The sequence below is a fragment of the Vogesella indigofera genome, assembly GCF_003633895.1.
Lineage (GTDB): Bacteria > Pseudomonadota > Gammaproteobacteria > Burkholderiales > Chromobacteriaceae > Vogesella > Vogesella indigofera.
In genome coordinates this window covers 45,188-67,795 of record NZ_RBID01000018.1, presented here as the reverse complement: position 1 = coordinate 67,795, position 22,608 = coordinate 45,188, and the positions used below count along the sequence as shown (strand labels likewise).

Genomic DNA, 22,608 nt, shown 5'->3' with positions numbered 1-22,608 from the left:
AAGTATGCAAATAAACCGTGCCGATGGCAAATGTTGCGGCCAAGCCGCAGCGTAGCGCGCCTACACTGCTGGCTCTGGCCTTGCTGCCGCCTACACAAGAAGATCGATGATGGAGACAACCTCGTTTACCGTGCCGGACATCACCGTCCGCAAGAATGTCGGCCTCGACCACGCCGCCGACTTCACCCTGCCGCAACCGCTGGAGCGCTACAGCGCCGAAGATCACCAGACCTGGGCCACGCTGTACCGCCGCCAGTGCGAGATGCTGCCCGGTCGTGTCTGCGACGAATTCCTCGCTGGGCTGGAAGCGCTGGCCATCGATGCCGACCGGGTGCCGGACTTCGCGCGCCTGAACCTGAAACTGGCGGCCGCCACCGGCTGGCAGATCGTGGCAGTGCCGGGGCTGATTCCCGACGAGGTGTTCTTCGAGCATCTGGCCAACCGCCGCTTCCCGGTGACCTGGTGGCTGCGTGAACCGCAGCAGCTGGACTACCTGCAGGAGCCGGACGTGTTCCACGACCTGTTCGGCCACGTGCCGCTGCTGATGAACCCGGTATTTGCCGACTACCTGCAGGCCTACGGCCTCGGCGGCATGAAGGCGAAAGACCTCGGCGCGCTGCCGCTCTTGGCGCGGCTGTACTGGTACACGGTGGAGTTCGGCCTGATCGACACGCCGCAGGGGCTGCGCATCTACGGTGCCGGCATCGTGTCCAGCAAGTCGGAATCGGTGTACAGCCTGGACAGCGACAGCCCGAACCGCATCGGCTTCGACCTGCTGCGCATCATGAACACGCGCTACCGCATCGACACCTTCCAGAAGACCTACTTCGTCATCGACAGCTTCCAGCAGCTGTTCGACGCCACCGCGCCCGATTTCACCGCCTACTACCGGCAGCTGCAGGGCGTGGCGGCGCACGCTGCCGGCGACGTGCTGCCGCAGGACCGCGTGTTCCACCGCGGCTCGCGCGCCGGCTGGGCCGAGACCGACGATATCTGAGCAAGGTTGGCCGCAACGTAGTGCACAAAAAAGCCACGACCGAGGTCGTGGCTTTTTGTTGCTGGCGCACCGCGCTCAGCGGATGTTGATTACCTTGTGCGTCTGCACCGACAGCCGCCATTCCGGGTGCGCCATGCACCAGGCGATGGCTTCCTGCGTATTCTGCCGCTGCAGCGGGCTGTCCATCGGCTGCAGGTAGTAGTGCTCGAACTGCAGGTCGTCCGGCAGTTCCGACGGCAGCAGCGTCGGCTGCGGGAACACCAGTTTCAGCTCGTGGCCGCTTTTCTGCACCCAGTCGGCGCCGGCCTTGGGGCTGACGCAGATCCAGTCGATGCCGGCCGGTGCCGGCAGGCTGCCGTTGGTTTCCACGGCGACTTCGAAGCCCTGCGCGTGCATGGCGTCGACCAGCGCGTCATCCAGCTGCAGCAGCGGCTCGCCGCCGGTGAACACCACATAGGGCTGGCCGCCGGTACCGCGCCATTCGGCGGCGATGCGCGCGGCCAGCGCGGCGGCGCCGGCAAACTTGCCGCCGTCGTCACCGGTGCCGACAAAGTCGGTATCACAGAACTGGCAGATCGCCTTGCTGCGGTCTTCCTCGCGGCCGGACCACAGGTTGCAGCCGGAGAAGCGGCAGAACACCGCGGCGCGGCCGGCCTGGCGGCCTTCGCCCTGCAGCGTGTAGAAGATTTCCTTGACGGTATAGATGGTCATTGTCGCCTCCTTACAGCAGCGGCCACTGCATGTCGCCGCGGAAGGTCAGCGACACGCCGCGTTGCGGGGTTTCCATCAGGTCGATGCGGGCCAGCTCCGGCACCAGCGGCTTCAGCTCGCCGTGCACCCACTCCGCCACGCTGGCGGCGTCGGCGGCACGGATGCCGGGCAGCTTGTCCAGCGGGTTGTGGTCCAGCTGGCGGTAGACCGGCTTGAAGCGGTCCTTGACGTCGCCGAAATCCAGCACCCAGCCCATCACCCGGTCGACGCTGCCCTGCAGCATCAGGCGGATCAGGTAGCTGTGGCCGGTGTAGTTGCCGGCGGCGTCGAACGGCACCGCGCTCTCGAAGTGCTGTTCCTTCCAGATGCGGTAGGTCTGGCCGTCGAACTGGCTGCCGGCGGTGTGCGTCTCGCGCACTTCCACCCACGCGAGGCCGGCAAGGTTGGCCGCAAGCTCGCGATACAGCCACGCCGCCATCACTTCGCTGGTAGGGTTGTCGAGGCCGGCGATGTCGTTCAGGTATTTGTGGTTCAGCCGCGCGAACAGCGGTGGCCACGCCTTGAGCAGGATGTCGTTGAGGCTGCTGCGGCTGGCATCGGCGACGATGCGCACGCCGAAACCGTGGCCGTGCAGGCGGCCGCACTTGTGGCCGGGCGCCACGTGCGGCAGCTGGTGCGCGGCCTCGAAGCGGGTATCGACATAGACGTACTCGCTGCCGTCTTCCGCCAGCAGCACGCCGCGATCGGCGGCGCTGGCCAGCTGCAGGCTGACCGCTTGGCCACACTGCGACGCGAGATAACGTGCGATCGACAAGTCGCTGCCGTCGGCCAGCGTGGCGTTAACGTGGGCGTAATGGAAGGGCGCCACCGCGGCGGCCAGATCGGCATGCAGTACTGCCTCGCTACCGGGATGGGCATCGGCGCGCGCCAGCACACGGAAGCTGTGGCCGTGCTCGCCGATGCCGGCGAGGTTGCGTGCCGCTTCGAAGCTGGCACCGGCCAGGATATGGCTGCTGTTCATGTTCAGTGTCCCCCGCAGCGCACGACGAGCGGATCGGCGACGCCAGCCTCGGCAAAGCCCTTGGCGCGCAGCTCGCAGGCGGCGCAGTGGCCGCAGGGCGGCACGGCGCCGTTGTAGCAGGTGTGGCTCCACGCCATCGCGTCCATGGCGCCGACCTCTTGCGCCAGCTGCACCGTTTCTGCCTTGCTCATGAACATCAGCGGCGTGTGCAGGGTGACGCGGCTGTCCATGCCCAGGCGCAGCGCCAGTTCCAGTGCCTTCAGCGTGTTCTCGCGGCAGTCCGGGTAGCCGGAGTAGTCGGTCTGCGCCACGCCGGTGACCACGTGCTCGATGCCGCGGCCATAGGCAAAGGCGGCGGCAAAGCTGAGGAAGATCAGGTTGCGGCCGGGCACGAAGGTGTTGGGGATGGTGCTGTCGCCGTCGTCGCGCGCGCCTTGTTCCGGCGCGATGCTGTCGTCGGTCAGCGCGTTGCCGCCGATGGCGGCAAAGGTGTCGATCGGCAGCAGCGTCTGGCGCACGCCGGCCAGCTCGGCCACCTTGCGCGCGGCGTCCAGCTCGATGCGGTGGCGCTGGCCGTAGTCGAAGGTCACGGCCTCAACGTTGGCCGCGCCGAATTCGCGCAGCGCCCAAAACAGGCAGGTAGTGGAGTCCTGGCCGCCCGAAAGGACGACCAGGGCTTTGGATGTCTTGTTCATGATTCCGTCGAGAAACAGTCGAGGTGAGTAGGATGGCACACACGGGATCGGTCTCTCCCGGCATGGTTAACCCGCCATTTTAACCCACTATAAGCCGTTTTTGCGCAGCATTTTGCGGCGACACCGCATCGCCGCGCTGCGGCGGGCACTGGCGCGGCCAGTGCGCTGCATGCGGGTGACGGGGCTGTGGTACGGTGAGAAAGCCGGCGCGCGGCCGGCTTGTTGCATATGATGAATTATTAGCAGGATGCATGGCCGCTGGCCTCGCGGCCGGCTCCAGCAAGGAAAAGACGAGTGCCTATGTCGGATGTGTACACCATTCTGTGTGTCGAGGACGATACCAACCTGCGGCAGCTGATCAGCGAGGAGCTGCTCAGCGCCGGCTACCGCGTGCTGGAGGCGGTGGACGGCCACGCCGCGCTGGCGCTGATGGCGCAGCAGCTGCCGGATCTGGTGCTGAGCGACGTGTCGATGCCGGGCATGGACGGCTTCGAGCTGGTGGAAACGATGGCGGCGCAGGGTGGCGAGCTGGCGCAGCTGCCGTTCATCCTGCTCACCGCGCTGGCAGACAGCCACAGCCAGGTGCGCGGTCGCCTGCTGGAGGTCGACGACTATCTGGTCAAGCCGGTCGACTTCGACCTGCTGCTGGCCGCCATCGCCGCCAAGGTCAAGCGCCGCCGCCGTGGCGACAGCCTGCCGCCTCCACCGGCGGTGCCGGGACGGGCGCTGCTGCTGGCGCAGGTGGCCGCGGCACGCACGGCGCAGGCGTCGCAGACGCTGCTGCTGGTCAAGGTCGATACCTATCTGGCGCTGACCATGCGCCTGGCGCCCGCCGAACAGCCGCTGCTGCAACACAATATGCTGGCCTGTCTCGCGCCGCTGGCCGGCAGCGGGCAGGTGTTTACCTGGTCCGATGGCTGCTGGGCGCTGCTGCTGGCGGAGGATGCCGCGGCGCAGGCGGCGGCGGTGCTGGCGCAAAGGATGATGCTCGAGGTCGGCGGTGTCAGCGTCGCCTATACCTGCAGCGCGCTATGCATCCATCTGGACTGGCAGGCGCCGGCGCTGCGCCACTTCGAGGCCGCCACGCTGGTGGAATCCTGCGCGCTGCATCTCAATTTCGAGAGCGCCGGCAATCCGCGCCGCTTCATCGAGCTGGGCCGCGGCGACTACCAGGCGCTGCAGGCGGCGCGCCACGCCGAGCGCTATCTGGGGCAGGCGCTGAAATCCGGCGAGCTGACCCTGCTGTTCCAGCCGCGCGTCGACCTGCTCAGCGGCCGCATCGTCGGCGCCGAGGCGCTGGTACGTTGGCCGCATGCCGATATCGGTGCACTGTCGCCGGGGGCCTTCGTGCCGGCGGCGGAGCGCAGCGGGCTGGCCACCGACCTCGACCACTGGGTGATTGCGCAAACGCTGGAGGCGATCACCGAGCTGGTCAGTCTGCGTCCGGGCTTTATCCTGTCGTTCAACATCTCGGCGCAAAGTCTCGGTCGCGGGGTGCCGGCCTTTCTCAACGCCCAGCTGCAGGCGGGGCGGCTGGCACTGGCGGCCAACCTTGAAATCGAGGTCACCGAGACCTCGATGACCTACCTCACCGCCGCCATCGAGGCCGACATTGCCGCGCTGCGCGCGCTGGGGCTGAAGCTGGCGGTCGACGACTTCGGCATGGGCTACGCGTCGCTGGACTACCTGAAGCGGCTGCACGCCGAAGTGATCAAGATCGACCGCAGCTTCGTGATGGACATCAGCCGCCGCAGCATCGACGCGCGCATCATCGAAGGGCTGATCAGCCTCGGCCGCGCCATGGGCTGCGTGGTGGTGGCCGAAGGGGTGGAGAGCGCGGCGCAGGCGGCGCTGCTGGCGGAGCTGGGCTGCCGCTTTGCGCAGGGCTATCACTTTTACCGGCCGATGCCGCTGGCCGAACTGCTGTCGTTACTGGGGACGCCATGAGTACCGAATTGCCGCCATCACTGACCGCGGCCATGCCGCTGCTGGAACGCCTGCATCTGGCGGTCTGGTTTTTCGACATGCGCCGGCAGAGCATCGTGTGGGCCAACCGCCAGGCGCTGCAGCTGTGGGACGCGGCGGATCTGGCATCGCTGCAGGAGCGCGACTTTTCCATCAGCAGCGAGGCGCTGCGCACCCGCCTTGCCGTGTACCAGGCCGCCTTTGCCGAGCAGCGCGCGGTGGAGGAAAACTGGACGCTGTACCCGCACGGCCTGCCGTTGCAGGTGCGCTGCCACTGCGCCCGCTTCGATAACGACTGGCCCGACCTGATGAAGGTGGAGGCGGTGCCGGTGTCGGTCGACGCCGATACCGTGCGCAGCGTGGAGATGCTGCGCCACGTGCGCGAGATGGTGTCGCTGTACGACGACAACGGCATGGTGCTGCAGCGCAACCCGGCCGCCGCGCTGGCGCTGCCGCCGTCGGAGGGCGATGCGCTGCTGGCCTCGCTGCCGGACCCCAAGCTGCTGGCCGAGCTGCGGCTGGCGGCGATGGAGAGCCGCGGCGTGCGCCGGGTGGTGGACGTGCGGCTGGCCGATGGCAGCATGGTGCGCCATCAGGTGCAGCTGTTCCGCATCCGCGATCCGGCCACCGGCGAGAGCGCGATGCTGATCAGCCAGCACGATGTCAGCGACCGCGAAAAGCTGCTGCAGCTGCAGCGCGAACGCAGCGAGGAGCTGCAGGGCATTCTCGATGCGCTGCCGCTGCCGATGGTGATTTCCGAGCTGGCGTCGGAGCGCATCCGCTACGCCAACCGGCTGGCGATCGAGCGCTACGGCATGTGGCTGGGCAGCAGCAGCGAGTTCACGCCGACCTCGGCCGCGCTGTACGAGCACGCGGCGGAGCGCAAGCGTTTCCTGGAAATCCTGCAGCAGGAAGGGCAGGTGATCGACTTTCACGCGGTGCTGCGCGACCGCGAGCAGCGTCCGTTCGACGCCAGCCTCACCGGCTGCCTGATCGACTACCGCGGCATCCCCTGCGTGCTGGCCAGCATCCTCGACATCAGCCACATTCTGCAGCGCGAGCACGCGCTGGAAGCCACGCTGCAGCACGAGCGCGAGCTGGCCGAGATGCAGCGCCGCTTCGTCAGCATGGTGTCGCACGAGTACCGCACCCCGCTGGCGGTGATCGACGGCATCGCGCAGCGCCTGCAGCGCCAGCCGGAGCAGTTCCACGGCGAGCAGCTGCAAAGCCGCGCCCAGCGCCTGCGCGACATGGTCAAGCACATGGTCAGCCTCGCCGACAGCGTGCTGACGCTGACGCGGCTGGAGGAAGGGCAGCTGGTGGTGCAGCAGGGGCCGGTGCGGCTGGTGCCACTGCTGGCCGAGCTGGTGGAGCAGAGCCAGGACATCCATCCCGATTGCCAGATCGAGGTGTCGTTTGCCGCCGATGACGTGCTGATCGTCGATGGCGACGCCGAGCTGCTGCGCGTGGTGTTCGGCAACCTGATCTCCAACGCCATCAAGTATTCGCCGCGCTGGCAGCGGCTGGCGCTGCGCTGCACGGTCGCCGGACGCGAGGTGCACGTCACGGTGCAGGACTGGGGGGTGGGCATCCCGGCGGATGAGCAGGACAAGCTGTTCACCCGCTTTTTCCGCGCCAGTACCGCGCTGGGCATTCCCGGTAGCGGCATGGGGCTGGCGCTGGTGCGGGAGCTGGTACAGCGTCACGGCGGCAGCATCGCGGTGGACAGCAGCGAGGACGAGGGCACGCGCTTTACCGTGCGCCTGCCGCTGTTGCCGGCTTTGGACGAGCGCCACTAGCGCAAGCTTGGCCGCAATAAAAAAGCCGCCAGCGAGCTGGCGGCTTCATCTTTTCCATCACCGGCAGGCTTATTCGGCCTTGCTGGCTTCCAGTGCGATGGTCAGTTTCACTTCGTCGCTGACGGCCGGGATGAAGGTCTTCATGCCGAACTCGCTGCGCTTGATGGTGGCTACCGCGTTGGCGCCCCAGCTTTCCTTGCCGGTCATCGGGTGCTTGGCCTTGTTGACGTTGACCAGTTGCAGGGTGACCGGGCGGGTCACGCCCAGCAGGGTCAGCTTGCCTTCTACCGCCGCCGGCTTGTTGCCCTTGAACACGACCTTGTCCGACTTGTAGGTCAGCGTCGGGAATTTCTCGACATTGAAGAAATCGGCGCTCTTCAGGTGCTTGTCGCGATCGGCGAGGAAGGTCTGCAGCGAGGCGGCGTCGATGGTGATGTCGACATTGCCGCTCTTGGCCGCTTCGTCCACGCTCAGGTTGCCGCTGATCTTGGTGAACACGCCGCTCTGGCTGGACAGGCCGAGGTGGCCGACTTCGTAGGCGGCGTAGGTGTGGCTCGGGTCGATGGTGTAGCTGGCCGGGGCCGCAAATGCCAGACCGGCAGACGCAATGAGGGTCGCAAACAGGGTGGTACGGATCATGGTTATCACTCCGGGGTGGATCAAGGGTTGGCTACTACAAGACGGAAACGCAGGTCGACATTGTCGGCAACGGTGCCGGTGTCGCTCCAGCTGCCTTCACCGATTTTGAAGGCGAGCCGGGAAATCGGCAGGGTACCGTCGATGCTGACGGCCTTGCCCTGGCTGGTGGCGGTGAACGGCGCGCTCAGCTCGCGGGTGATGCCTTTCAGCGTCAGCTTGCCGCTGACCTGGTAACGGTTGCCGCCCAGCGGCTTGATGCTGCTGGACACGAAACGGGCCTGGGCGAACTGGGCGGTGTTGAACCAGTCCTTCTTGCGGGCTTCGGCGTTGGCGTCGGCGGTGGGCAGGCTGATGCTGTTCACGTCGATGGTGATGTCGGCGCTGCCCTTGTCGGCCTTGGCCGGGTCAAAGCTGACCTTGGCGGCGAATTTCTTGAAGCTGCCGGATACCGGCACCCCCATCTGTTTCATGGTGAACACGAGCTGGCTTTTGCCAAGGTCGACATTCTGGGCAAACACCGGGCTGGCCAGCAGCAGGCCGGCGGAGATCAACAGGGCTTTCATCGGGGCTTTCGTCCTTCGGGTTAACGACGCAGGCTCATGCGCTGCAGCAGACCGTCGCGGTCAATAAAGTGGTGTTTCAGTGCCGCCAGCACGTGGAGGATCACGGTGATCAGCAGCAGCTGGTTGAGTAGCTCGTGCACCTCGCCCAGCTGTTCGCCCAGCGCAGGGTTGGCCGCAATCAGGTCCGGCAGCGGCAGCACGCCGAACAGCACCACCGGGATGCCGTAGGCCGAGCTCATCAGCCAGCCGGACATCGGCACCGCCAGCATCAGTACGTACAGCGCCAGGTGGCCGGCGTGGGCGGCCAGTCTGGCCAGCGGCGACATGGTGGCCGGCAGCGGCGGCGCGCCCTTGAGCAGGCGCAGCACGATGCGCAGCACGACCAGCAGCAGCACCAGCATGCCGCCCCACTTGTGGTAGCTGATCAGCTGGAACTTGGCCGGCGACAGCGGCAGGCTGGCCACGTACTTGCCGAAGGCAAAGGTCAGCACGATCAGCAGGCCGATCACCGCGTGCAGCATGATCTGGCTCGGGTGGTAACGTTGGTTCATCTTCATTCAGGGCTCCAGTTTTGCCGTAATGGCCAAACGCAGGCCGGCCAACGTGGCCGTGATCTGCTTCAGTTCTTCGTCGCTCAGTGCCGCAAAGGCGCCATCGCAGTGGCCGGTGACATCCGGGAAGGTGGCGCGGAACACGCTGTCACCCTCGCTGGTCAGCGCCACGAACAGGCTGCGCCGGTCGTTGGCATCGACACGGCGGCTGATCAGCCCCTTGTCCAGCAGCCGGTCCAGTACGCCGGTCAGCGTGCCCTTGGTGATCAGGGTCCGGCTGGAGAGTTCCTTGCAGCTCATGCCCGCGGTGTTGCCCAGCGTCGCAATCACGTCGAATTGCGGCGGTGTCAGGCCGTGGCTGCGGATGCGGCTGCTGCTCAGCTGCTCGAACGCCTGGTAGGTGCGTACCAGCTCGCGTACCAGCGCCATCGAACGGGTCACACTGCGCTGTTGCATAGGAGTGTTCATCGCGGATTTGGTTCTCGTCAGGATAGTTTTAGTTAGTACAAAATAAAACACAGCATTTCTGAGTATCTATTCAGAAAAACTGAATGAGTGAAATGGGGGCTGTTCGCGGGGTGTGGTGGCCGCGCCGGGGCCGGCGCGGCAAGGCGGTGACGCTCAGCCCTGGGTGCGCTGCGCGCGCTCTTCGCGTGGCGTGATGTTGAAGTGGCTGCGGTAGGTGCTGGAGAAGTGCGGGCCGCTGGAGAAGCCGCAGGCGAGGCCGATCTGCACGATGGACTTGCTGGTCTGCTGCAAAAGCTGGCGCGCGCGGTTCAGGCGCAGCTCCAGATAGTATTTCGACGGCACGGTGCCGAGGTACTGCTTGAACAGGCGCTCCAGCTGGCGCCGCGATACGCCGACGTAGTAGGCGATGTCGTCGGTGGTCAGCGGTTCCTCGATATTGGCTTCCATCAGGCTGACCGCCTCGGTCAGCTTCGGCTGGCTGCCGCCGATGCGGGTGGCCAGCGGGATGCGCTGCCGTTCGCTGCCGGGGCGCAGCCGTTCCATGCTGAACACTTCCGACAGCTGTGCGGCGAATTCCTGGCCAAGGTTGGCCGCAACCAGCGCCATCATGAAGTCGAAGGTGGCGGCGCCGCCGGTACTGGTCAGGCGGTTGCCGTCGATCTCGTACAGGTTGGACGACACGATCACGTCGGGGAATTCGTCCGACAGGCGGCTGATTTCCTGCCAGTGGATGGTGGCGCGGTGGCCGGCCAGCAGCCCGGCGCGTGCCAGCCAGTAGCTGCCGCAGTTGATGCCGGCAAGCATGGTGTGTTCGTTGAGCTGGCTACCGATCACGCGCGCCAGCTCGTCGGCGGCGATGTCGACGCCGACTTCATCGGCCAGCACCACCAGCACGTCCAGTTTCGGCGCGTGGGCCAGCGGCAGGTCCACCGCCAGGCGCAGGCCGTTGCTGAGCGTGACCGGCAGGCCGTCCAGCGACAGCGGCAGGAACTCGTAGCACTTTTTTTCCGCCAGCTGGTTGGCGCGGGTCAGCACCTCGGTGGCGATGGCAAAATCGGCCATCGACGCGTTGGGCAGCAGCAAGAAGCCGTAGCGGACGGGTTTGGTGCCGGAAGTTACGTTGACCATGTCTGCAATCTGGTGATGGGGCGAAGGGCGATGCAAATAAGAAGGCGCCATGCCGACTTTATCGTCAGCATGGCGCGTGCTTGTCAAGCGGCGATTGTACGGCTTATTTCAGGCTGCCGGACAGGAATTGTGCCAGACGTTCGCTTTTCGGCTTGGTCAGCACTTCCTTCGGATGACCCTGTTCTTCGATGCGGCCCTGGTGCAGGAAAATGACATGGTTGGACACTTCACGGGCGAAGCCCATTTCGTGGGTTACCACCACCATGGTGCGGCCTTCGCGCGCCAGGTCCTGCATCACGCGCAGCACTTCGCCGACCAGTTCCGGGTCCAGCGCCGAGGTCGGCTCGTCGAACAGCATTACTTCCGGCTCCATCGCCAGCGCGCGGGCGATCGCCACGCGCTGCTGCTGGCCGCCGGACATGTGCGACGGGTACTTGTCCTCGACGTTCTTCAGGCCGACCTTGTCCAGGTACTTGCGGGCACGGGCGATGGCTTCATCCTTCGGCACGCCCAGCACGTGGATCGGCGCCTCGATGATGTTTTCCAGCACCGTCATGTGTGCCCACAGGTTGAAGTGCTGGAACACCATCGCCAGCTTGGTGCGCAGGCGCGCCAGCTGTTTCGGGTCTTCCGCCTTCAGTGCGCCGTTACGCTTGTCGGTGATCAGCTTCAGCGTTTCGCCGGTGACGGCGATGGTGCCGCTGTGCGGCTGTTCCAGCATGTTGATGCAACGCAGGAAGGTACTCTTGCCGGAGCCGGAAGAGCCGATGATGCTGATCACGTCGCCGGCGTGGGCGGTCAGCGAGACGCCCTTGAGCACCTCGTGGCTGCCGTAGCTCTTGTGCAGGTCGATGACGTTCAGTTTGGTGTTGCCATCAGCGGCGGCGCCGACGGCGAGATCATGTTCTAGCGGTTTCATGCTGATAGCAACTTTCCGGTTTTAAAGGATTCAGGGGTGGCCACTTTGGCCAGCCACTGGCCGGTAATGGCGTAGTGGCGGCTTTCGGTGGCGTAGAGCATGCCGGGACGGCTGGCGCGCAAGGTGGTGACGCGGTCGTTGACCGGGTCGATGATGTCGGCGATGGCATCGCCGGCGGCCACGATGGTGCCGGACTGCAAGTGGTAGTGCACCACGCCGGGATGCGGCGCCAGCAGGCTGTCGGAACCGGCCAGCGGCGTCGCCGGGTAGCGCAGTTCCGGCAGGGCCGGGGCGGTGCCGGCAATCACGCCGCGGTGCTGCAGGAAGGCGATGATGGCGTCGGCATCCTGTGCCGCCAGCGCATGGCTGACATCGGCCTGGCCGCGCAGCTCGATGGTGACGGCGAGGCAGGCCATGTCGATGGCGGCGTCAAGGTTGGCCGCAGCCGCCATGTCGCGCACTTGCCACCACAGCCGGCTGCAGGCTTCGTCAAACGGGTTGTCGCCGGATTCCTCGGCCAGCAGCGTGGCGGCGGCACCGATATAGCGTGCCAGCGGTTCGCACTGCGGCCACAGCGGCGTGCCGGTATACAGGTGCATCGCCGCGGCGCAGTCGCAGTGCAGGTCCAGCACCACGTCGGCGTCACAGGCCAGCAGCATCAGCGTCTTGCGCTGCGCGGCCAGCTCGCTCGCCGGCTCGATGGCGGCGACCTTGCTGCGCAGCCGCTCGCGGATCAGGCGGGTGTTGGCCTTCGCGTCCTGACCCAGTTCCGCTTTCAGCTCGTGAAAGATGTCGGCGGCAAAGGCCGGGTAGTGGCGGTTGAAGTTCTGGCCGCTGGCCAGCTCGAAGCGGCCCAGCATCACGCTGTTCAGGTTCTGGTCGAGGCCGATCGGGTTGGCGACCGGCACCAGCACCACTTCGCCCTGGATACGGCCCTCGGCCTCCAGTGCGGCCAACCTTTGCTTCAGCTGCCAGGCGGTGAGCATGCCTGGCAGTTCGTCAGCGTGCAGGCTGGCCTGGATGTAGACCTTCTCGCCCTCTCCGGCGCGGCCAAAGTGAAAACTGCTGATCTGGCGCGCAGTGTTCAGGCTGATGGGCGGCAGCGGATGATCGATTCTGTGCATGACGACTCCTTAGTGCTTGCGCGGCGCCAGGTAGGCCAGCCAGCGCTGTTCGGCCTTCTTGAACAGCCAGACCAGGGCAAAGGTCATCACCAGATAGATGCCGGCCACGGTCAGGAACGGCTCGAACGGCATGTAGGTATCACTGAACACGCGGCGTGCGACACCGGTCAGGTCGGCCAGTGTCACCAGGCCGGCGATCGAGGTCGACTGCATCATCATCACCACTTCGTTGCTGTAGGCCGGCAAGGCGCGACGCAGCGCGGACGGGATCACGATGCGGCGCATCATCAGCCACTTGCCCATGCCCATCGCCTTGGCGGCCTCGATTTCACCGTAGTGGGTGTTGCGGATCTGGCCGGCGAGAATCTCGGTGGTGTAGGCGGCGGTGTTCAGCGTGAACGCCAGGATGGCGCAGACGTAGGCTTCGCGCAGGTATTCCCACGCCCAGCTGTCACGCACCCAGTCGAACTGCGACAGGCCGTAGTAGATGATGAACAGTTGCACCAGCAGCGGGGTGCCGCGGAACACGTAGGTGTACAGCCACACCGGGCGCGCGACCCACTTGTTGCGTGATACCAGCATCAGCGCCATCGGCACCGCCAGCAGCAGGCCGAAGGCCAGCGACAGGCCGAGCAGCTCCAGCGTCAGTTGCAGGCCGTCGGAGGTGGACATGATCGGGGCACCGTCGGTGCCGCCGAGGAAGGCCGGAAAGCGTTCGATAATCAGGTTCAGGTCGATCACAGTTCAGTCTCCCGTACGCCGGTGGAGTAGCGCTTTTCCAGACGCTTGAGGGCAAGATCGGACACGCTGGTGATGGCCAGGAAAATACAGCCGACCACGGCGTAGACGGTAAACGGCTCCTGGGTAATGGATTTGGCGGTATCGGCGCGGTACATCACGTCATTGAGGCCGATCACCGACACCAGGGCGGTGGATTTCACCAGCACCAGCCAGTTGTTGGAGAAGCTCGGCAGCGCGAAGCGCACCATCTGCGGGAAGGTGATGCGCAGGAACACGCGCAGCGGACTCATGCCGTAGGCGAGGCCGGCTTCCATCTGGCCTTTCGGCACCGCCATGATGGCGCCGCGGAAGGTTTCGGTCATGTAGGCGCCGAAGATGAAGCCGATGGTCATCACGCCGGCGAAGAAGGAGTTGATCTCCGGTGCTTCCCAGCCCAGTTGCGCGAACAGCTCGTTGATCAGCATCTGCACGCCGAAGAACAGCAGCAGCATCCACACCAGGTCGGGTACGCCGCGTACCACGGTGGAATAGACTTCTGCCAGCCACGCGAGTGGCTTGGATGGCGACATCTTGAACATCGCCCCGATCAGGCCCAGTACCACGGACACCAGCAATGCCGACACTGCAACCTGCAGGGTCAGAATGGTGCCTTCCATGATGCTGGGCAGGTAGCCCTGTAGAAACATGGTATTACTCCGGTTTTTGCGTCTGGACGCTGCGGCCAACCCTGGGCTGGCCGCACCTTGCACGGTATTGCCTGCTGGCGCTTACTTGCCGTAGATGTCGAAGCTGAAGTACTTCTTCTGGATCTTGTCGTAGCTGCCATCGGCGCGGATCTGCTTCAGCGCGGCGTTGATGCGTGTCAGCAGCGCCTTGTCGCCCTTGCGCACGGCAATGCCGGAGCCGACGCCGAAGTATTTCGCTTCGTTGTAGTCGGGGCCGACCAGGGCAAAGCCCTTGCCGTTCGGGGTCTTGACGAAGTCCACGTCACCGACGGCGGCATCGACGAAGGCGGCGTCGACACGGCCGGCCTTCAGGTCCATGAACGATTCCGGTGCCTTGCCGTAGCTCACCAGCTGTGCACCCTGCTTGGCAAAGGTGTCACGCGCGTATTTTTCCTGGATCGAGGAACGCAGCACGCCGATCTTCTTGCCCTTGAACCAGGCCGCGTTGACCTGGGTGCCCTGCTTGGCCACCAGGCGGCTGGCCATGTTGTAGTACTTGTCGGAGAAGTCGACTGCCTTCTTGCGCTCTTCGGTGATGTTCATTGACGCGATCACGGCGTCGAATTTCTTCGCCTGCAGTGCCGGAATGATGCCGTCGAAATCCTGGGGCACGATCTCGCATTTCGCCTTCATCACCGCGCACAGCGCCTGGGCGATGTCAGGATCAAAACCGGTCATCTTGCCGTCGGCACCCTGTTTCGAAAACGGCGGGTAGCTGGCATCGGTGGCAAAACGCAGGGTTTCTGCGGACACGGTTGCGGACAGGGCAAGGGCAAGCGTGCCTAGCGCGAGCAAAGGCTTCTTCATGGATTCTCCGACAGGATATTTTTATAGGTGTGAAAACCCCGCCTTCGGCTGAAGGCGGGGTAGGGGTGGCTTAGTTGCCGTACACGTTAAAGCTGAAGTACTTGTCCTGTACTTTCTTGTAGCTGCCGTCCTTGCGGATCTGGGCGATGGCCTGGTTCAGGCGCTCGGTCAGCTGCTTGTTGCCTTTTTTCACGGCAATGCCGGCACCGTAGCCAAAGTACTTGCTTTCGCTGTATTCCGGGCCGACGAAGGCAAAGCCCTTGCCTTGTCCTGTTTTCAGGAAGTCGGCATCGCCGACCACCGAGTCGACGAACATGCCGTCAATGCGGCCGGATTTCAGGTCGAGGAAACCTTCCGGTGCCTTGCCGTAGGAAACGATGGTGGCGCCGCTCTTGCCCCAGAAGTCCTTGGCGAACTTTTCCTGGGTGGACGCGCGCAGCGCACCGATTTTCTTGCCCTTGAACGCGGCTTGGTCAACCTTGGTGCCGGCCTTGGCGATCATGCGGCTGGGGGTGTTGTAGTACTTGTTGGTGAAGTCGACTGCCTTCTTGCGTTCGTCGGTGATCGACATCGACGACAGGATGGCATCGAACTTGTTGGCGTTCAGCGCCGGGATCAGGCCGTCCCAGTCTTGCGGTACGATTTCGCAGCTGGCTTTCATCGCGGCGCACAGCGCGTAGGCGATGTCCACGTCGAAGCCCTGCAGCTTGCCGTCAGCACCCTGCTTGGCGAACGGCGGGTAGTTGCCGTCGATGCCAAAGCGGACGGTGTCGGCCTGGGCGGTGAAAGCAGAAGCGGTCATGGCCAGTGCGGCCAGAACAAATGCTTTTTTCATGTGTCTCTATCTCTCTGAAAGATGAAGGATTCCCCGGGCAGGAGAATCGTGTCCAGGTGGCTGCGTGTTACCGCTCATCCTGGACATTCGAGCCGGTCGCGGCCCTTCCCTTTGGTGCTGGATAACGTTTTGTTGTTTTACCGCCCCCTCTGTCGGGAGGCAGGCAAATGTTGGCACGCAACGCGGCGACGTACAATCCACCACCTGTCATAGCGGGGGCCAAAGCGGCAAGGGGGCGCATTCTACCGGGTTTTTGATTGTTTTGGAAATATGAGCAATATCAATGACTTGATGGGGTTTTTTGGCGAAAATGACGGCGGGTGCCTCAGGGCCATTGTGTAATTTGCCGTCGCATTGCTGTAATGAAAAATGTGCAACTGGCACCCTGTCCGACAATCACCCGATGCTTCTATGTTGCAGTGCAGCCAATGAATCTGTACGGGGATGTCGCAATATGGAAATGCCTTGTCTGTGGTGGCTCTTACAATGCGTCCACACAACACCTGTGTCCTCATAACAAACGAGAAGCAACATGTCGCTTACGAATAAGACCGAATTTGTTGGCCTGATCGCCGATATCCAAGCTGTGGCAGAGCAAAAACTGGCCGATACGGAAAGTGCCCGCCTCAGTAGTTTTATTCCCCTCTACTTTGAAGAGACCGAATCGGAAGATCTGAAGATCTTCTCCGCCCTGGACTTGTTCGGTGCGGCCAATGCACATCTGGAATTCGCGCTCAAGCGTGCGCCGGGCCAGATGAAGTCTCGTATCTACAATCCCGATTTCGAGCGGGACGGCTGGCAGAGCACCCACAGCGTGATCGAGATCGTCAACGACGACATGCCGTTCCTGATCGACTCCATCGCCATGCTGCTGACCCGCCACAACCTGAACCTGCACCTGCTGGTGCATCCGGTGCTGTCGGTTGGCCGCGATGCGAACGGCGTGATCGATGCGCTGAAGCGCACCGAAGACCGCTCGCTGCCGCTGGAGTCCTTCATCCACGTGCAGGTTGACCGCATCAGCGATCCGGACGCACTGCATGCACTGCAGCAGGACCTGGAGCAGGTGCTGACCTATCTGCGCTGCGTGGTCAACGACGAGCCGCAAATGCGCGAAGTGCTGGCGCAGCTGCGTGCCGACCTCGACAACGTGAAGGGCGAACGTGCCGCCGAAGCGGCCGAAGCCGTCGCCTTCCTCGACTGGATGGGCGCCAACCATTTCATCTTCATGGGCTATTGCGACTACGACCTGGTCAAGCGCGATGGTCAGGACAGCCTGCGCATCGTCAAGGATTCCGGTCTCGGCTTCCTGAAGGATCAGGGCGGCAAGGAATACTCGGAGAGCTTCGAGGCACTGCCGCCGGCGCTGCGCGAACTGGCGCACCAGCCGCAGCTGATCATCCTCAACAAGTCGCAATCGCGCTCCGTGCTGCACCGTCCGGCCTACATGGACTTTGTCGGCATCAAGCGTTTCAACAGCAAGGGCGAAGTGATCGGCGAGCGCCGCTTCCTCGGCCTGTACACCGCCAGCGCCTACCAGGCGGCACCGAAGGACATTCCGCTGCTGCGTCAGAAGGTGGCATCGGTCGTCAATGCCTGCGACTACGTCGACAACAGCTACAAGGCCAAGACCTTGGCCTTCGTGCTGGAAAGCTACCCGCGCGACGAGCTGTTCGAGATTCCGGTGGAAACGCTGCAGCCGATCGTGGAAGGCATTGTCAGCCTGCAGGAGCGCCCGCGCGTGCGCCTGTTCACCCGTGCCGATCGCTACCACCGCTATGTCAGCAGCCTGGTGTATGTGCCGCGTGACAGCTTCAACACCGAGATCCGCCTCAAGATCGAAAAAGTGCTGATGAGTGCCTTCAACGGCGCCGCGGCCGAGTTCAGCGTGCAGATCAGCGACAGCCCGCTGGCGCGCGTGCACTACATCATCCGCGTGCAGGGCGGCCAGCTGCCACAGTTCCACGAGCACGAGCTGGAAAAAGACATCGCCCGCGTGGTACGCGGCTGGGAAGAAGAACTGCACCAGCAGCTGCTGGAAGCGCACGGCGAAGAGAAGGGCAACCTGCTGTTCAACCGCTACCGCGGCGCCTTCCCGGTGGCCTACCGTGAAGAGTTCGCGGCCCGCAACGCGGTGCTGGACATCCAGCTGATCGAGGATGCCGCCGTACAGCACGGTCTGGCCATGAAACTGTATCGTGCCTTCCACCGCGGCCAGGGTTACAACCTGAAGTTGTTCCATGCCGGCCAGCCGCTGGGCCTGTCCGCCAGCCTGCCGATCCTGGAAAACATGGGCGTGCAGGTGCGTGACGAGCATCCGTATCTGGTGGAGCGCAACGACGAGACCGTCTGGATCAGCGACTTCGGCCTGGAGCTGGGCGCACACGCCGAGGCAATGCAGGACGAGGCTGTCCAGAAGAACTTCCAGACGCTGCTGGCCCGCGTGTTTGCCCGCGACGTGGAAAACGACGGCTTCAACCGTCTGGCACTGGTGGCCGGCCTCGACTGGCACGAGATCACGCTGGTGCGTGCACTGGCGAAATACCTGCGCCAGGGCGGCCTCACCTTCAGCCAGGCCTACATCGAAAACTGCGTCGCGCACTACCCGCAGATCACCCGCCGTCTGGTGAAGCTGTTCGCCGCACGCCTGCACCCGAGCGCGTTTGACGACGCCGCTGCGGCCAACCTGCAGGCCGAGCTGAAAGACCTGCTCAACGACGTCGCCAACCTCGACGAAGACCGCATCCTGAACGGCTTCCTGCAGGTGATCCTGGCCACGCGTCGTACCAACTTCTGGCAGAAGGATGCCCAGGGCGCGTTCAAGTCCTACATCTCCTTCAAGCTGGAATCCAACGCCATTCCGTTCCTGCCGCAGCCGCGCCCGATGTTCGAGATCTGGGTGTACAGCCCGCGTGTCGAAGGCGTGCACCTGCGCGGTTCGAAAGTCGCCCGTGGCGGCCTGCGCTGGTCCGACCGCATGGAAGACTTCCGCACCGAGGTGCTGGGTCTGGTCAAGGCGCAGATGGTGAAGAACTCGGTGATCGTGCCGATGGGCTCCAAGGGTGGTTTCGTCGGCAAGCAACTGCCGGCGCCATCCGACCGCGAAGCGTTCATGGCCGAAGGCATCGCCTGCTACAAGACCTTCATCTCGGCACTGCTGGACGTTACCGACAACCTGGTGACCGGCCAGATCATTCCGCCGCAAGACGTGCGCCGTCTGGACCCGGATGATCCGTACCTGGTGGTGGCCGCCGACAAGGGCACCGCGACCTTCTCCGACATCGCCAACGGCATCTCCGAAGCCTACAACTTCTGGCTCGGCGATGCGTTCGCCTCCGGCGGCTCCGCCGGCTACGACCACAAGGGCATGGGCATTACCGCCCGCGGCGCATGGGAATCGGTGAAACGCCACTTCCGCCATCTGGGCATCAACACCCAGGAGCAGGATTTCAGCGTGATCGGCATCGGCGACATGGCCGGTGACGTGTTCGGCAACGGCATGCTGCTGTCCGAGCACATCTGCCTGAAGGCGGCGTTCAACCACCTGCACATCTTCCTGGATCCGACGCCGAATGCGGCGGCGAGCTTCGCCGAGCGTGCGCGCCTGTTCAACCTGCCGCGTTCCAGCTGGAGCGACTACAACCGCGAGCTGATCTCGCAGGGCGGTGGCATCTTCGAACGCTCCGCCAAGTCGATCCCGCTGTCGCCGGAAGTGAAGGCCTGGCTGGAAACCGACAAGGACAGCATGGCGCCGAACGAGCTGATCCACGAGCTGCTGAAGGCCAAGGCCGACCTGCTGTACAACGGCGGTATCGGTACCTACGTCAAGGCCTCGACGCAGAGCCACGCCGATGCCCGTGACCGCGCCTGCGATCCGGTACGTGTCGACGGTCGCGACCTGCAAGTGCGCGTGGTGGCCGAAGGCGGCAACCTGACCTGCACCCAGCTGGGTCGTGTCGAGTTCGCGCTGTCCGGTGGCCGCATCTGCACCGACGCCATCGACAACTCCGCCGGTGTCGACTGCTCCGACCACGAAGTCAACATCAAGATCCTGATGGGTGCGGTGATGCAGGCCGGCGACATGACGCTGAAACAGCGTAATGACCTGCTGGCCGAGATGACCGAAGAAGTCGGTCATCTGGTACTGCGCAACAACTACCTGCAGACCCAGGTACTGGCGATCAACCGCAGCCATGCCGCGTCGATGCTCAGCGCGCACTCGCGCATGATCAACCACATGGAGAAGACCGGCGAACTCAATCGCGAGATCGAGTACCTGCCGTCGGAAACCCAGATCAACGAGCGTCGCCTGGCGCGCCAGGGCCTGACGCCGCCGGAAGTGGCGGTACTGCTGGCCTACGGCAAGATCTCGCTGGATCAGGCGATCCTGGCCACCGACGTGCCGGACGATGCCGACTTCCTGCCGGTGCTGGTCAACTACTTCCCGCAGCCGCTGCAACAGCGCTTCGGCGAGCAGATGCAGCGTCACCACCTGAAGCGCGAGATCATCGCCAACCAGCTGGCCAACCAGATCATCAACCGCATGGGCGTGACCTTCGTGTTCCGCCTGCAGGAAGAGTCGGCGTTCTCCGCTGCCGACATCACCCGCGCGTTCTGGATCGCCAGCCGCGTGTTTGACGCCGAGAGCCTGTGGACGCAGATCGAGGCGCTGGACAACAAGGTATCGGCCGACCTGCAGGTCGACATGATGGTGATGGTGCGTACCCTGGTGGAACGCGTGGTGCGCTGGGTACTGCGCAACCGCCGTCCGTCCGGCTCGGTCAATGCGGTCATCGCCCAGTACGGTGCCAAGGTGCAGGCGCTGCTGCAGCAACTGCCGCAGCTGATCAGTGCCGAGGTTTATCCGCAGGTTGCCCGTCTGGAGAGCCGCTTCAACCAGCCGAACGTACCGGCCGAGCTGGCCAGTGTGCTGGCGCGCCTGGAGTTTGCGGTACCGCTGATGGATATCATCGAGATCGGCGAAGGCAGCGAGCTGGCGCTGGACGCGATTGCGGCCAACTACCTGCAACTGGGCCGCGATCTGCAGCTGGACTGGCTGCGTGCCGCCATCACCCAGCTGCCGCGTGACAACCGTTGGCAATCGCTGGCGCGCTCCGCGCTGCGCGACGACCTGTATCGCCAGCACCGCGAGCTGACGCGTCAGGCTCTGCACGAGGCCAGCGAGACCGCCTTCGTCAATGCCTGGCTGGCACAGCGTGCCGCCGACGTCGAGGCCTGCCAGCAGATGTTCGTCGAACTGCAGTCGTTCGACGTGCTGGACCTGGCGATGTTGTCTGCCGGGATGCGCGAGCTGAACAACCACCTGCTCGATTAAGTTTCCGTTTTACTACTCCCTTTGAAGCCGACCGTAAGGTCGGCTTTTTTTTGTTGTCGCTTTACGACAAACAGTTGTTTGAATGTGTGGTGCAAGGGCGGGCTGGTTGCGGTGCACCATATTCCATTTTTTCGGCGTATCAGCAGATTTGTTGCCATAACAGCCGGATCTTGCGCACCAACAAGGTGCTGTTCATTCCCATGTCTTAGAAAGGGAGATACGGTCCGGAAGTGGGGCAAATAATTTTTGCTTGTTTTATTAAACGGTGTGGTTAAATTATTAGACGCTGGTTGAGCGCAGATTGACCGCCCCGGTATGCAGAACAAAAGCGCTTTACAGTCCAAGCGATGCTGGTTAATCTGAATAAACTGAAACACAGTTCCGCATTGCGGAATTACAATGGAGAATACTGGATGGGCATCTCAACACCGGCCAGTGACACGCTGGTCAGCTTCCGTGGCGTGCAGAAGAGCTACGATGGTGAGTCACTGATCGTCAAGCATCTCGACCTCGACATCCGTCGCGGGGAATTCCTTACCATGCTCGGCCCCTCCGGCTCCGGCAAGACCACCTGTCTGATGATGCTGGCCGGCTTTGAAACGCCGACCCACGGCGAGATCCGTCTTGACGGCCAGCTGCTCAACAACGTGCCGCCGCACAAGCGCAATATCGGCATGGTGTTCCAGAACTACGCGCTGTTCCCGCACATGACGGTGGCGGAAAACCTCGCCTACCCGCTGACCATCCGCAAGATGAACAAGAGCGAGATCGCCGAACGCGTGAAAAAGGCGCTGGGCATGGTCAAGCTCGACGCGCTGGCGCACCGCTATCCGGGCCAGATGTCCGGCGGCCAGCAGCAGCGCGTGGCACTGGCGCGGGCGCTGGTGTTCGAACCGCAGCTGGTGCTGATGGACGAACCGCTGGGCGCGCTGGACAAGCAGCTGCGCGAACACATGCAGCTGGAAATCAAGCACATCCACGAAAACCTCGGCATCACCGTGGTGTACGTGACCCACGACCAGGGCGAGGCGCTGACCATGTCCGACCGCGTGGCGGTGTTCAAGGACGGCGTGATCCAGCAGATCGATGCCGCCAACGTGCTGTACGAGGCACCGGTCAACTCCTTCGTTGCCAACTTCATCGGCGAGAACAACACCCTGCACGGCGAAGTGGTCGATGTTGCCGGTCAGCACTGCGCGGTGCGTCTGGCCAGCGGTGAAGTGGTCAAGGCCTCGGCGATCTGCGTTGGCCGCAACGGCGAACCGACCTCGATGTCGATCCGTCCGGAGCGCGTGCGCCTGAATCAGTTGGCCGAAGCCTGCGAGAACCGCCTCAAGGCCAAGCTGGCGGAGTTCATCTACTTCGGCGACCACGTGCGCCTGCGTCTCGATGTCGCCGGCCAGAGCGGTTTCATGGTCAAGGTGCCGGTCGGCGAGCTGGACAGCAGCTGGAAAACTGGCGACATGCTCGATGTCGGCTGGATGGCGCGCGATATCCGCGCCCTTGATTCCGCCATCGTCAGCCACTAAAAAACAAGCCTGCCTACAGGCGTAAAAACCCCCACGTAATGCAAATGAGCAATACC

19 protein-coding genes are annotated in these 22,608 nt (G+C 63.9%); 5 read left to right on the top strand and 14 right to left on the bottom strand.

Annotated elements, in window-relative coordinates; genetic code table 11:
* The first annotated feature begins 106 nt into the window (after window positions 1-106).
* On the top strand, window positions 107-997 hold the full coding sequence (gene phhA / locus C8E02_RS14910; protein WP_120812034.1) for a phenylalanine 4-monooxygenase: 891 nt from the start codon (window positions 107-109) through the stop codon (window positions 995-997).
* Between the two features lie 75 nt (window positions 998-1,072).
* Here the strand turns inward: phhA and queE are convergent, their stop codons facing one another.
* From queE to queC, 3 genes are read right to left on the bottom strand one after another with little or no spacing between them, the layout of a single operon-like run.
* Window positions 1,073-1,708, bottom strand: coding sequence for a 7-carboxy-7-deazaguanine synthase (gene queE, locus C8E02_RS14905; RefSeq protein WP_120812031.1), 636 nt, complete (start codon window positions 1,706-1,708; stop codon window positions 1,073-1,075).
* 10 nt (window positions 1,709-1,718) lie between these two features.
* Window positions 1,719-2,729 carry a 6-pyruvoyl trahydropterin synthase family protein gene (locus tag C8E02_RS14900; protein WP_120812028.1) on the bottom strand — a complete coding sequence of 337 codons (1,011 nt, stop codon included), beginning with the start codon at window positions 2,727-2,729 and terminating at the stop codon, window positions 1,719-1,721.
* A gap of 2 nt (window positions 2,730-2,731) precedes the next feature.
* Complete coding sequence (gene queC, locus C8E02_RS14895; protein ID WP_120812025.1) at window positions 2,732-3,424, bottom strand: 7-cyano-7-deazaguanine synthase QueC; 693 nt, start codon at window positions 3,422-3,424, stop codon at window positions 2,732-2,734.
* Between the two features lie 300 nt (window positions 3,425-3,724).
* Here queC and C8E02_RS14890 point away from each other — a divergent pair, with 300 nt between their 5' ends.
* Window positions 3,725-5,371, top strand: coding sequence for an EAL domain-containing protein (locus C8E02_RS14890; RefSeq protein WP_120812022.1), 1,647 nt, complete (start codon window positions 3,725-3,727; stop codon window positions 5,369-5,371).
* Window positions 5,368-7,188, top strand: a complete 1,821-nt coding sequence (locus tag C8E02_RS14885; RefSeq protein ID WP_120812020.1) for a sensor histidine kinase — start codon at window positions 5,368-5,370, stop codon at window positions 7,186-7,188. Before C8E02_RS14890 ends, C8E02_RS14885 begins: the two co-directional genes overlap by 4 nt.
* 69 nt (window positions 7,189-7,257) lie before the next feature.
* Here the strand turns inward: C8E02_RS14885 and C8E02_RS14880 are convergent, their stop codons facing one another.
* From C8E02_RS14880 to C8E02_RS14830, 11 genes are all read right to left on the bottom strand, one after another.
* Window positions 7,258-7,827, bottom strand: coding sequence for a YceI family protein (locus tag C8E02_RS14880; protein ID WP_120812017.1), 570 nt, complete (start codon window positions 7,825-7,827; stop codon window positions 7,258-7,260).
* 20 nt (window positions 7,828-7,847) lie between these two features.
* The gene (locus tag C8E02_RS14875) at window positions 7,848-8,390 is read right to left on the bottom strand and encodes a YceI family protein (RefSeq protein WP_047966149.1); all 543 of its coding nucleotides are present in this window, start codon (window positions 8,388-8,390) and stop codon (window positions 7,848-7,850) included.
* A gap of 20 nt (window positions 8,391-8,410) precedes the next feature.
* On the bottom strand, window positions 8,411-8,947 hold the full coding sequence (locus C8E02_RS14870) for a cytochrome b (protein ID WP_120812014.1): 537 nt from the start codon (window positions 8,945-8,947) through the stop codon (window positions 8,411-8,413).
* Window positions 8,948-9,409 carry a MarR family winged helix-turn-helix transcriptional regulator gene (locus C8E02_RS14865; RefSeq protein ID WP_238377256.1) on the bottom strand — a complete coding sequence of 154 codons (462 nt, stop codon included), beginning with the start codon at window positions 9,407-9,409 and terminating at the stop codon, window positions 8,948-8,950.
* 153 nt (window positions 9,410-9,562) lie between these two features.
* The gene (locus C8E02_RS14860; protein ID WP_120812012.1) at window positions 9,563-10,537 is read right to left on the bottom strand and encodes a GlxA family transcriptional regulator; all 975 of its coding nucleotides are present in this window, start codon (window positions 10,535-10,537) and stop codon (window positions 9,563-9,565) included.
* A gap of 103 nt (window positions 10,538-10,640) precedes the next feature.
* Entirely contained in the window at window positions 10,641-11,456 is an 816-nt protein-coding gene (locus tag C8E02_RS14855; RefSeq protein ID WP_047966145.1) for an ABC transporter ATP-binding protein, read from the bottom strand.
* Entirely contained in the window at window positions 11,453-12,580 is a 1,128-nt protein-coding gene (locus C8E02_RS14850) for a succinylglutamate desuccinylase/aspartoacylase family protein (RefSeq protein WP_120812009.1), read from the bottom strand. Before C8E02_RS14850 ends, C8E02_RS14855 begins: the two co-directional genes overlap by 4 nt.
* 9 nt (window positions 12,581-12,589) lie before the next feature.
* Window positions 12,590-13,321 (bottom strand): ABC transporter permease, encoded by a 732-nt coding sequence (locus tag C8E02_RS14845; protein WP_120812007.1) that lies wholly within the window; start codon window positions 13,319-13,321, stop codon window positions 12,590-12,592.
* A complete protein-coding gene (locus C8E02_RS14840; protein ID WP_047966143.1) occupies window positions 13,318-14,007 on the bottom strand; it encodes an ABC transporter permease in 690 nt (229 codons plus the stop codon). The genes C8E02_RS14845 and C8E02_RS14840 overlap by 4 nt, the downstream gene beginning before the upstream one ends.
* 81 nt (window positions 14,008-14,088) lie before the next feature.
* Window positions 14,089-14,853 (bottom strand): ABC transporter substrate-binding protein, encoded by a 765-nt coding sequence (locus C8E02_RS14835; protein ID WP_047966142.1) that lies wholly within the window; start codon window positions 14,851-14,853, stop codon window positions 14,089-14,091.
* A gap of 70 nt (window positions 14,854-14,923) precedes the next feature.
* Window positions 14,924-15,688: an ABC transporter substrate-binding protein gene (locus C8E02_RS14830; RefSeq protein WP_047966141.1), complete on the bottom strand. Its 765-nt coding sequence runs from the start codon at window positions 15,686-15,688 to the stop codon at window positions 14,924-14,926.
* Between the two features lie 532 nt (window positions 15,689-16,220).
* Between C8E02_RS14830 and C8E02_RS14825 the strand changes: the two genes are divergently transcribed.
* The gene (locus C8E02_RS14825; RefSeq protein WP_120812004.1) at window positions 16,221-21,023 is read left to right on the top strand and encodes an NAD-glutamate dehydrogenase; all 4,803 of its coding nucleotides are present in this window, start codon (window positions 16,221-16,223) and stop codon (window positions 21,021-21,023) included.
* A gap of 413 nt (window positions 21,024-21,436) precedes the next feature.
* Window positions 21,437-22,552, top strand: coding sequence for an ABC transporter ATP-binding protein (locus tag C8E02_RS14820; RefSeq protein ID WP_120812001.1), 1,116 nt, complete (start codon window positions 21,437-21,439; stop codon window positions 22,550-22,552).
* Window positions 22,553-22,608 lie beyond the last annotated feature (56 nt).

Coding starts and splice junctions, on each gene's coding strand:
- phhA (WP_120812034.1), top strand. CDS start 107: ATGATGGAGACAACCTCGTTTACCGTGCCGGACATCACCGTCCGCAAG.
- queE (WP_120812031.1), bottom strand. CDS start 1,708: ATGACCATCTATACCGTCAAGGAAATCTTCTACACGCTGCAGGGCGAA.
- C8E02_RS14900 (WP_120812028.1), bottom strand. CDS start 2,729: ATGAACAGCAGCCATATCCTGGCCGGTGCCAGCTTCGAAGCGGCACGC.
- queC (WP_120812025.1), bottom strand. CDS start 3,424: ATGAACAAGACATCCAAAGCCCTGGTCGTCCTTTCGGGCGGCCAGGAC.
- C8E02_RS14890 (WP_120812022.1), top strand. CDS start 3,725: ATGTCGGATGTGTACACCATTCTGTGTGTCGAGGACGATACCAACCTG.
- C8E02_RS14885 (WP_120812020.1), top strand. CDS start 5,368: ATGAGTACCGAATTGCCGCCATCACTGACCGCGGCCATGCCGCTGCTG.
- C8E02_RS14880 (WP_120812017.1), bottom strand. CDS start 7,827: ATGATCCGTACCACCCTGTTTGCGACCCTCATTGCGTCTGCCGGTCTG.
- C8E02_RS14875 (WP_047966149.1), bottom strand. CDS start 8,390: ATGAAAGCCCTGTTGATCTCCGCCGGCCTGCTGCTGGCCAGCCCGGTG.
- C8E02_RS14870 (WP_120812014.1), bottom strand. CDS start 8,947: ATGAAGATGAACCAACGTTACCACCCGAGCCAGATCATGCTGCACGCG.
- C8E02_RS14865 (WP_238377256.1), bottom strand. CDS start 9,409: ATGAACACTCCTATGCAACAGCGCAGTGTGACCCGTTCGATGGCGCTG.
- C8E02_RS14860 (WP_120812012.1), bottom strand. CDS start 10,537: ATGGTCAACGTAACTTCCGGCACCAAACCCGTCCGCTACGGCTTCTTG.
- C8E02_RS14855 (WP_047966145.1), bottom strand. CDS start 11,456: ATGAAACCGCTAGAACATGATCTCGCCGTCGGCGCCGCCGCTGATGGC.
- C8E02_RS14850 (WP_120812009.1), bottom strand. CDS start 12,580: ATGCACAGAATCGATCATCCGCTGCCGCCCATCAGCCTGAACACTGCG.
- C8E02_RS14840 (WP_047966143.1), bottom strand. CDS start 14,007: ATGTTTCTACAGGGCTACCTGCCCAGCATCATGGAAGGCACCATTCTG.
- C8E02_RS14835 (WP_047966142.1), bottom strand. CDS start 14,853: ATGAAGAAGCCTTTGCTCGCGCTAGGCACGCTTGCCCTTGCCCTGTCC.
- C8E02_RS14830 (WP_047966141.1), bottom strand. CDS start 15,688: ATGAAAAAAGCATTTGTTCTGGCCGCACTGGCCATGACCGCTTCTGCT.
- C8E02_RS14825 (WP_120812004.1), top strand. CDS start 16,221: ATGTCGCTTACGAATAAGACCGAATTTGTTGGCCTGATCGCCGATATC.
- C8E02_RS14820 (WP_120812001.1), top strand. CDS start 21,437: ATGGGCATCTCAACACCGGCCAGTGACACGCTGGTCAGCTTCCGTGGC.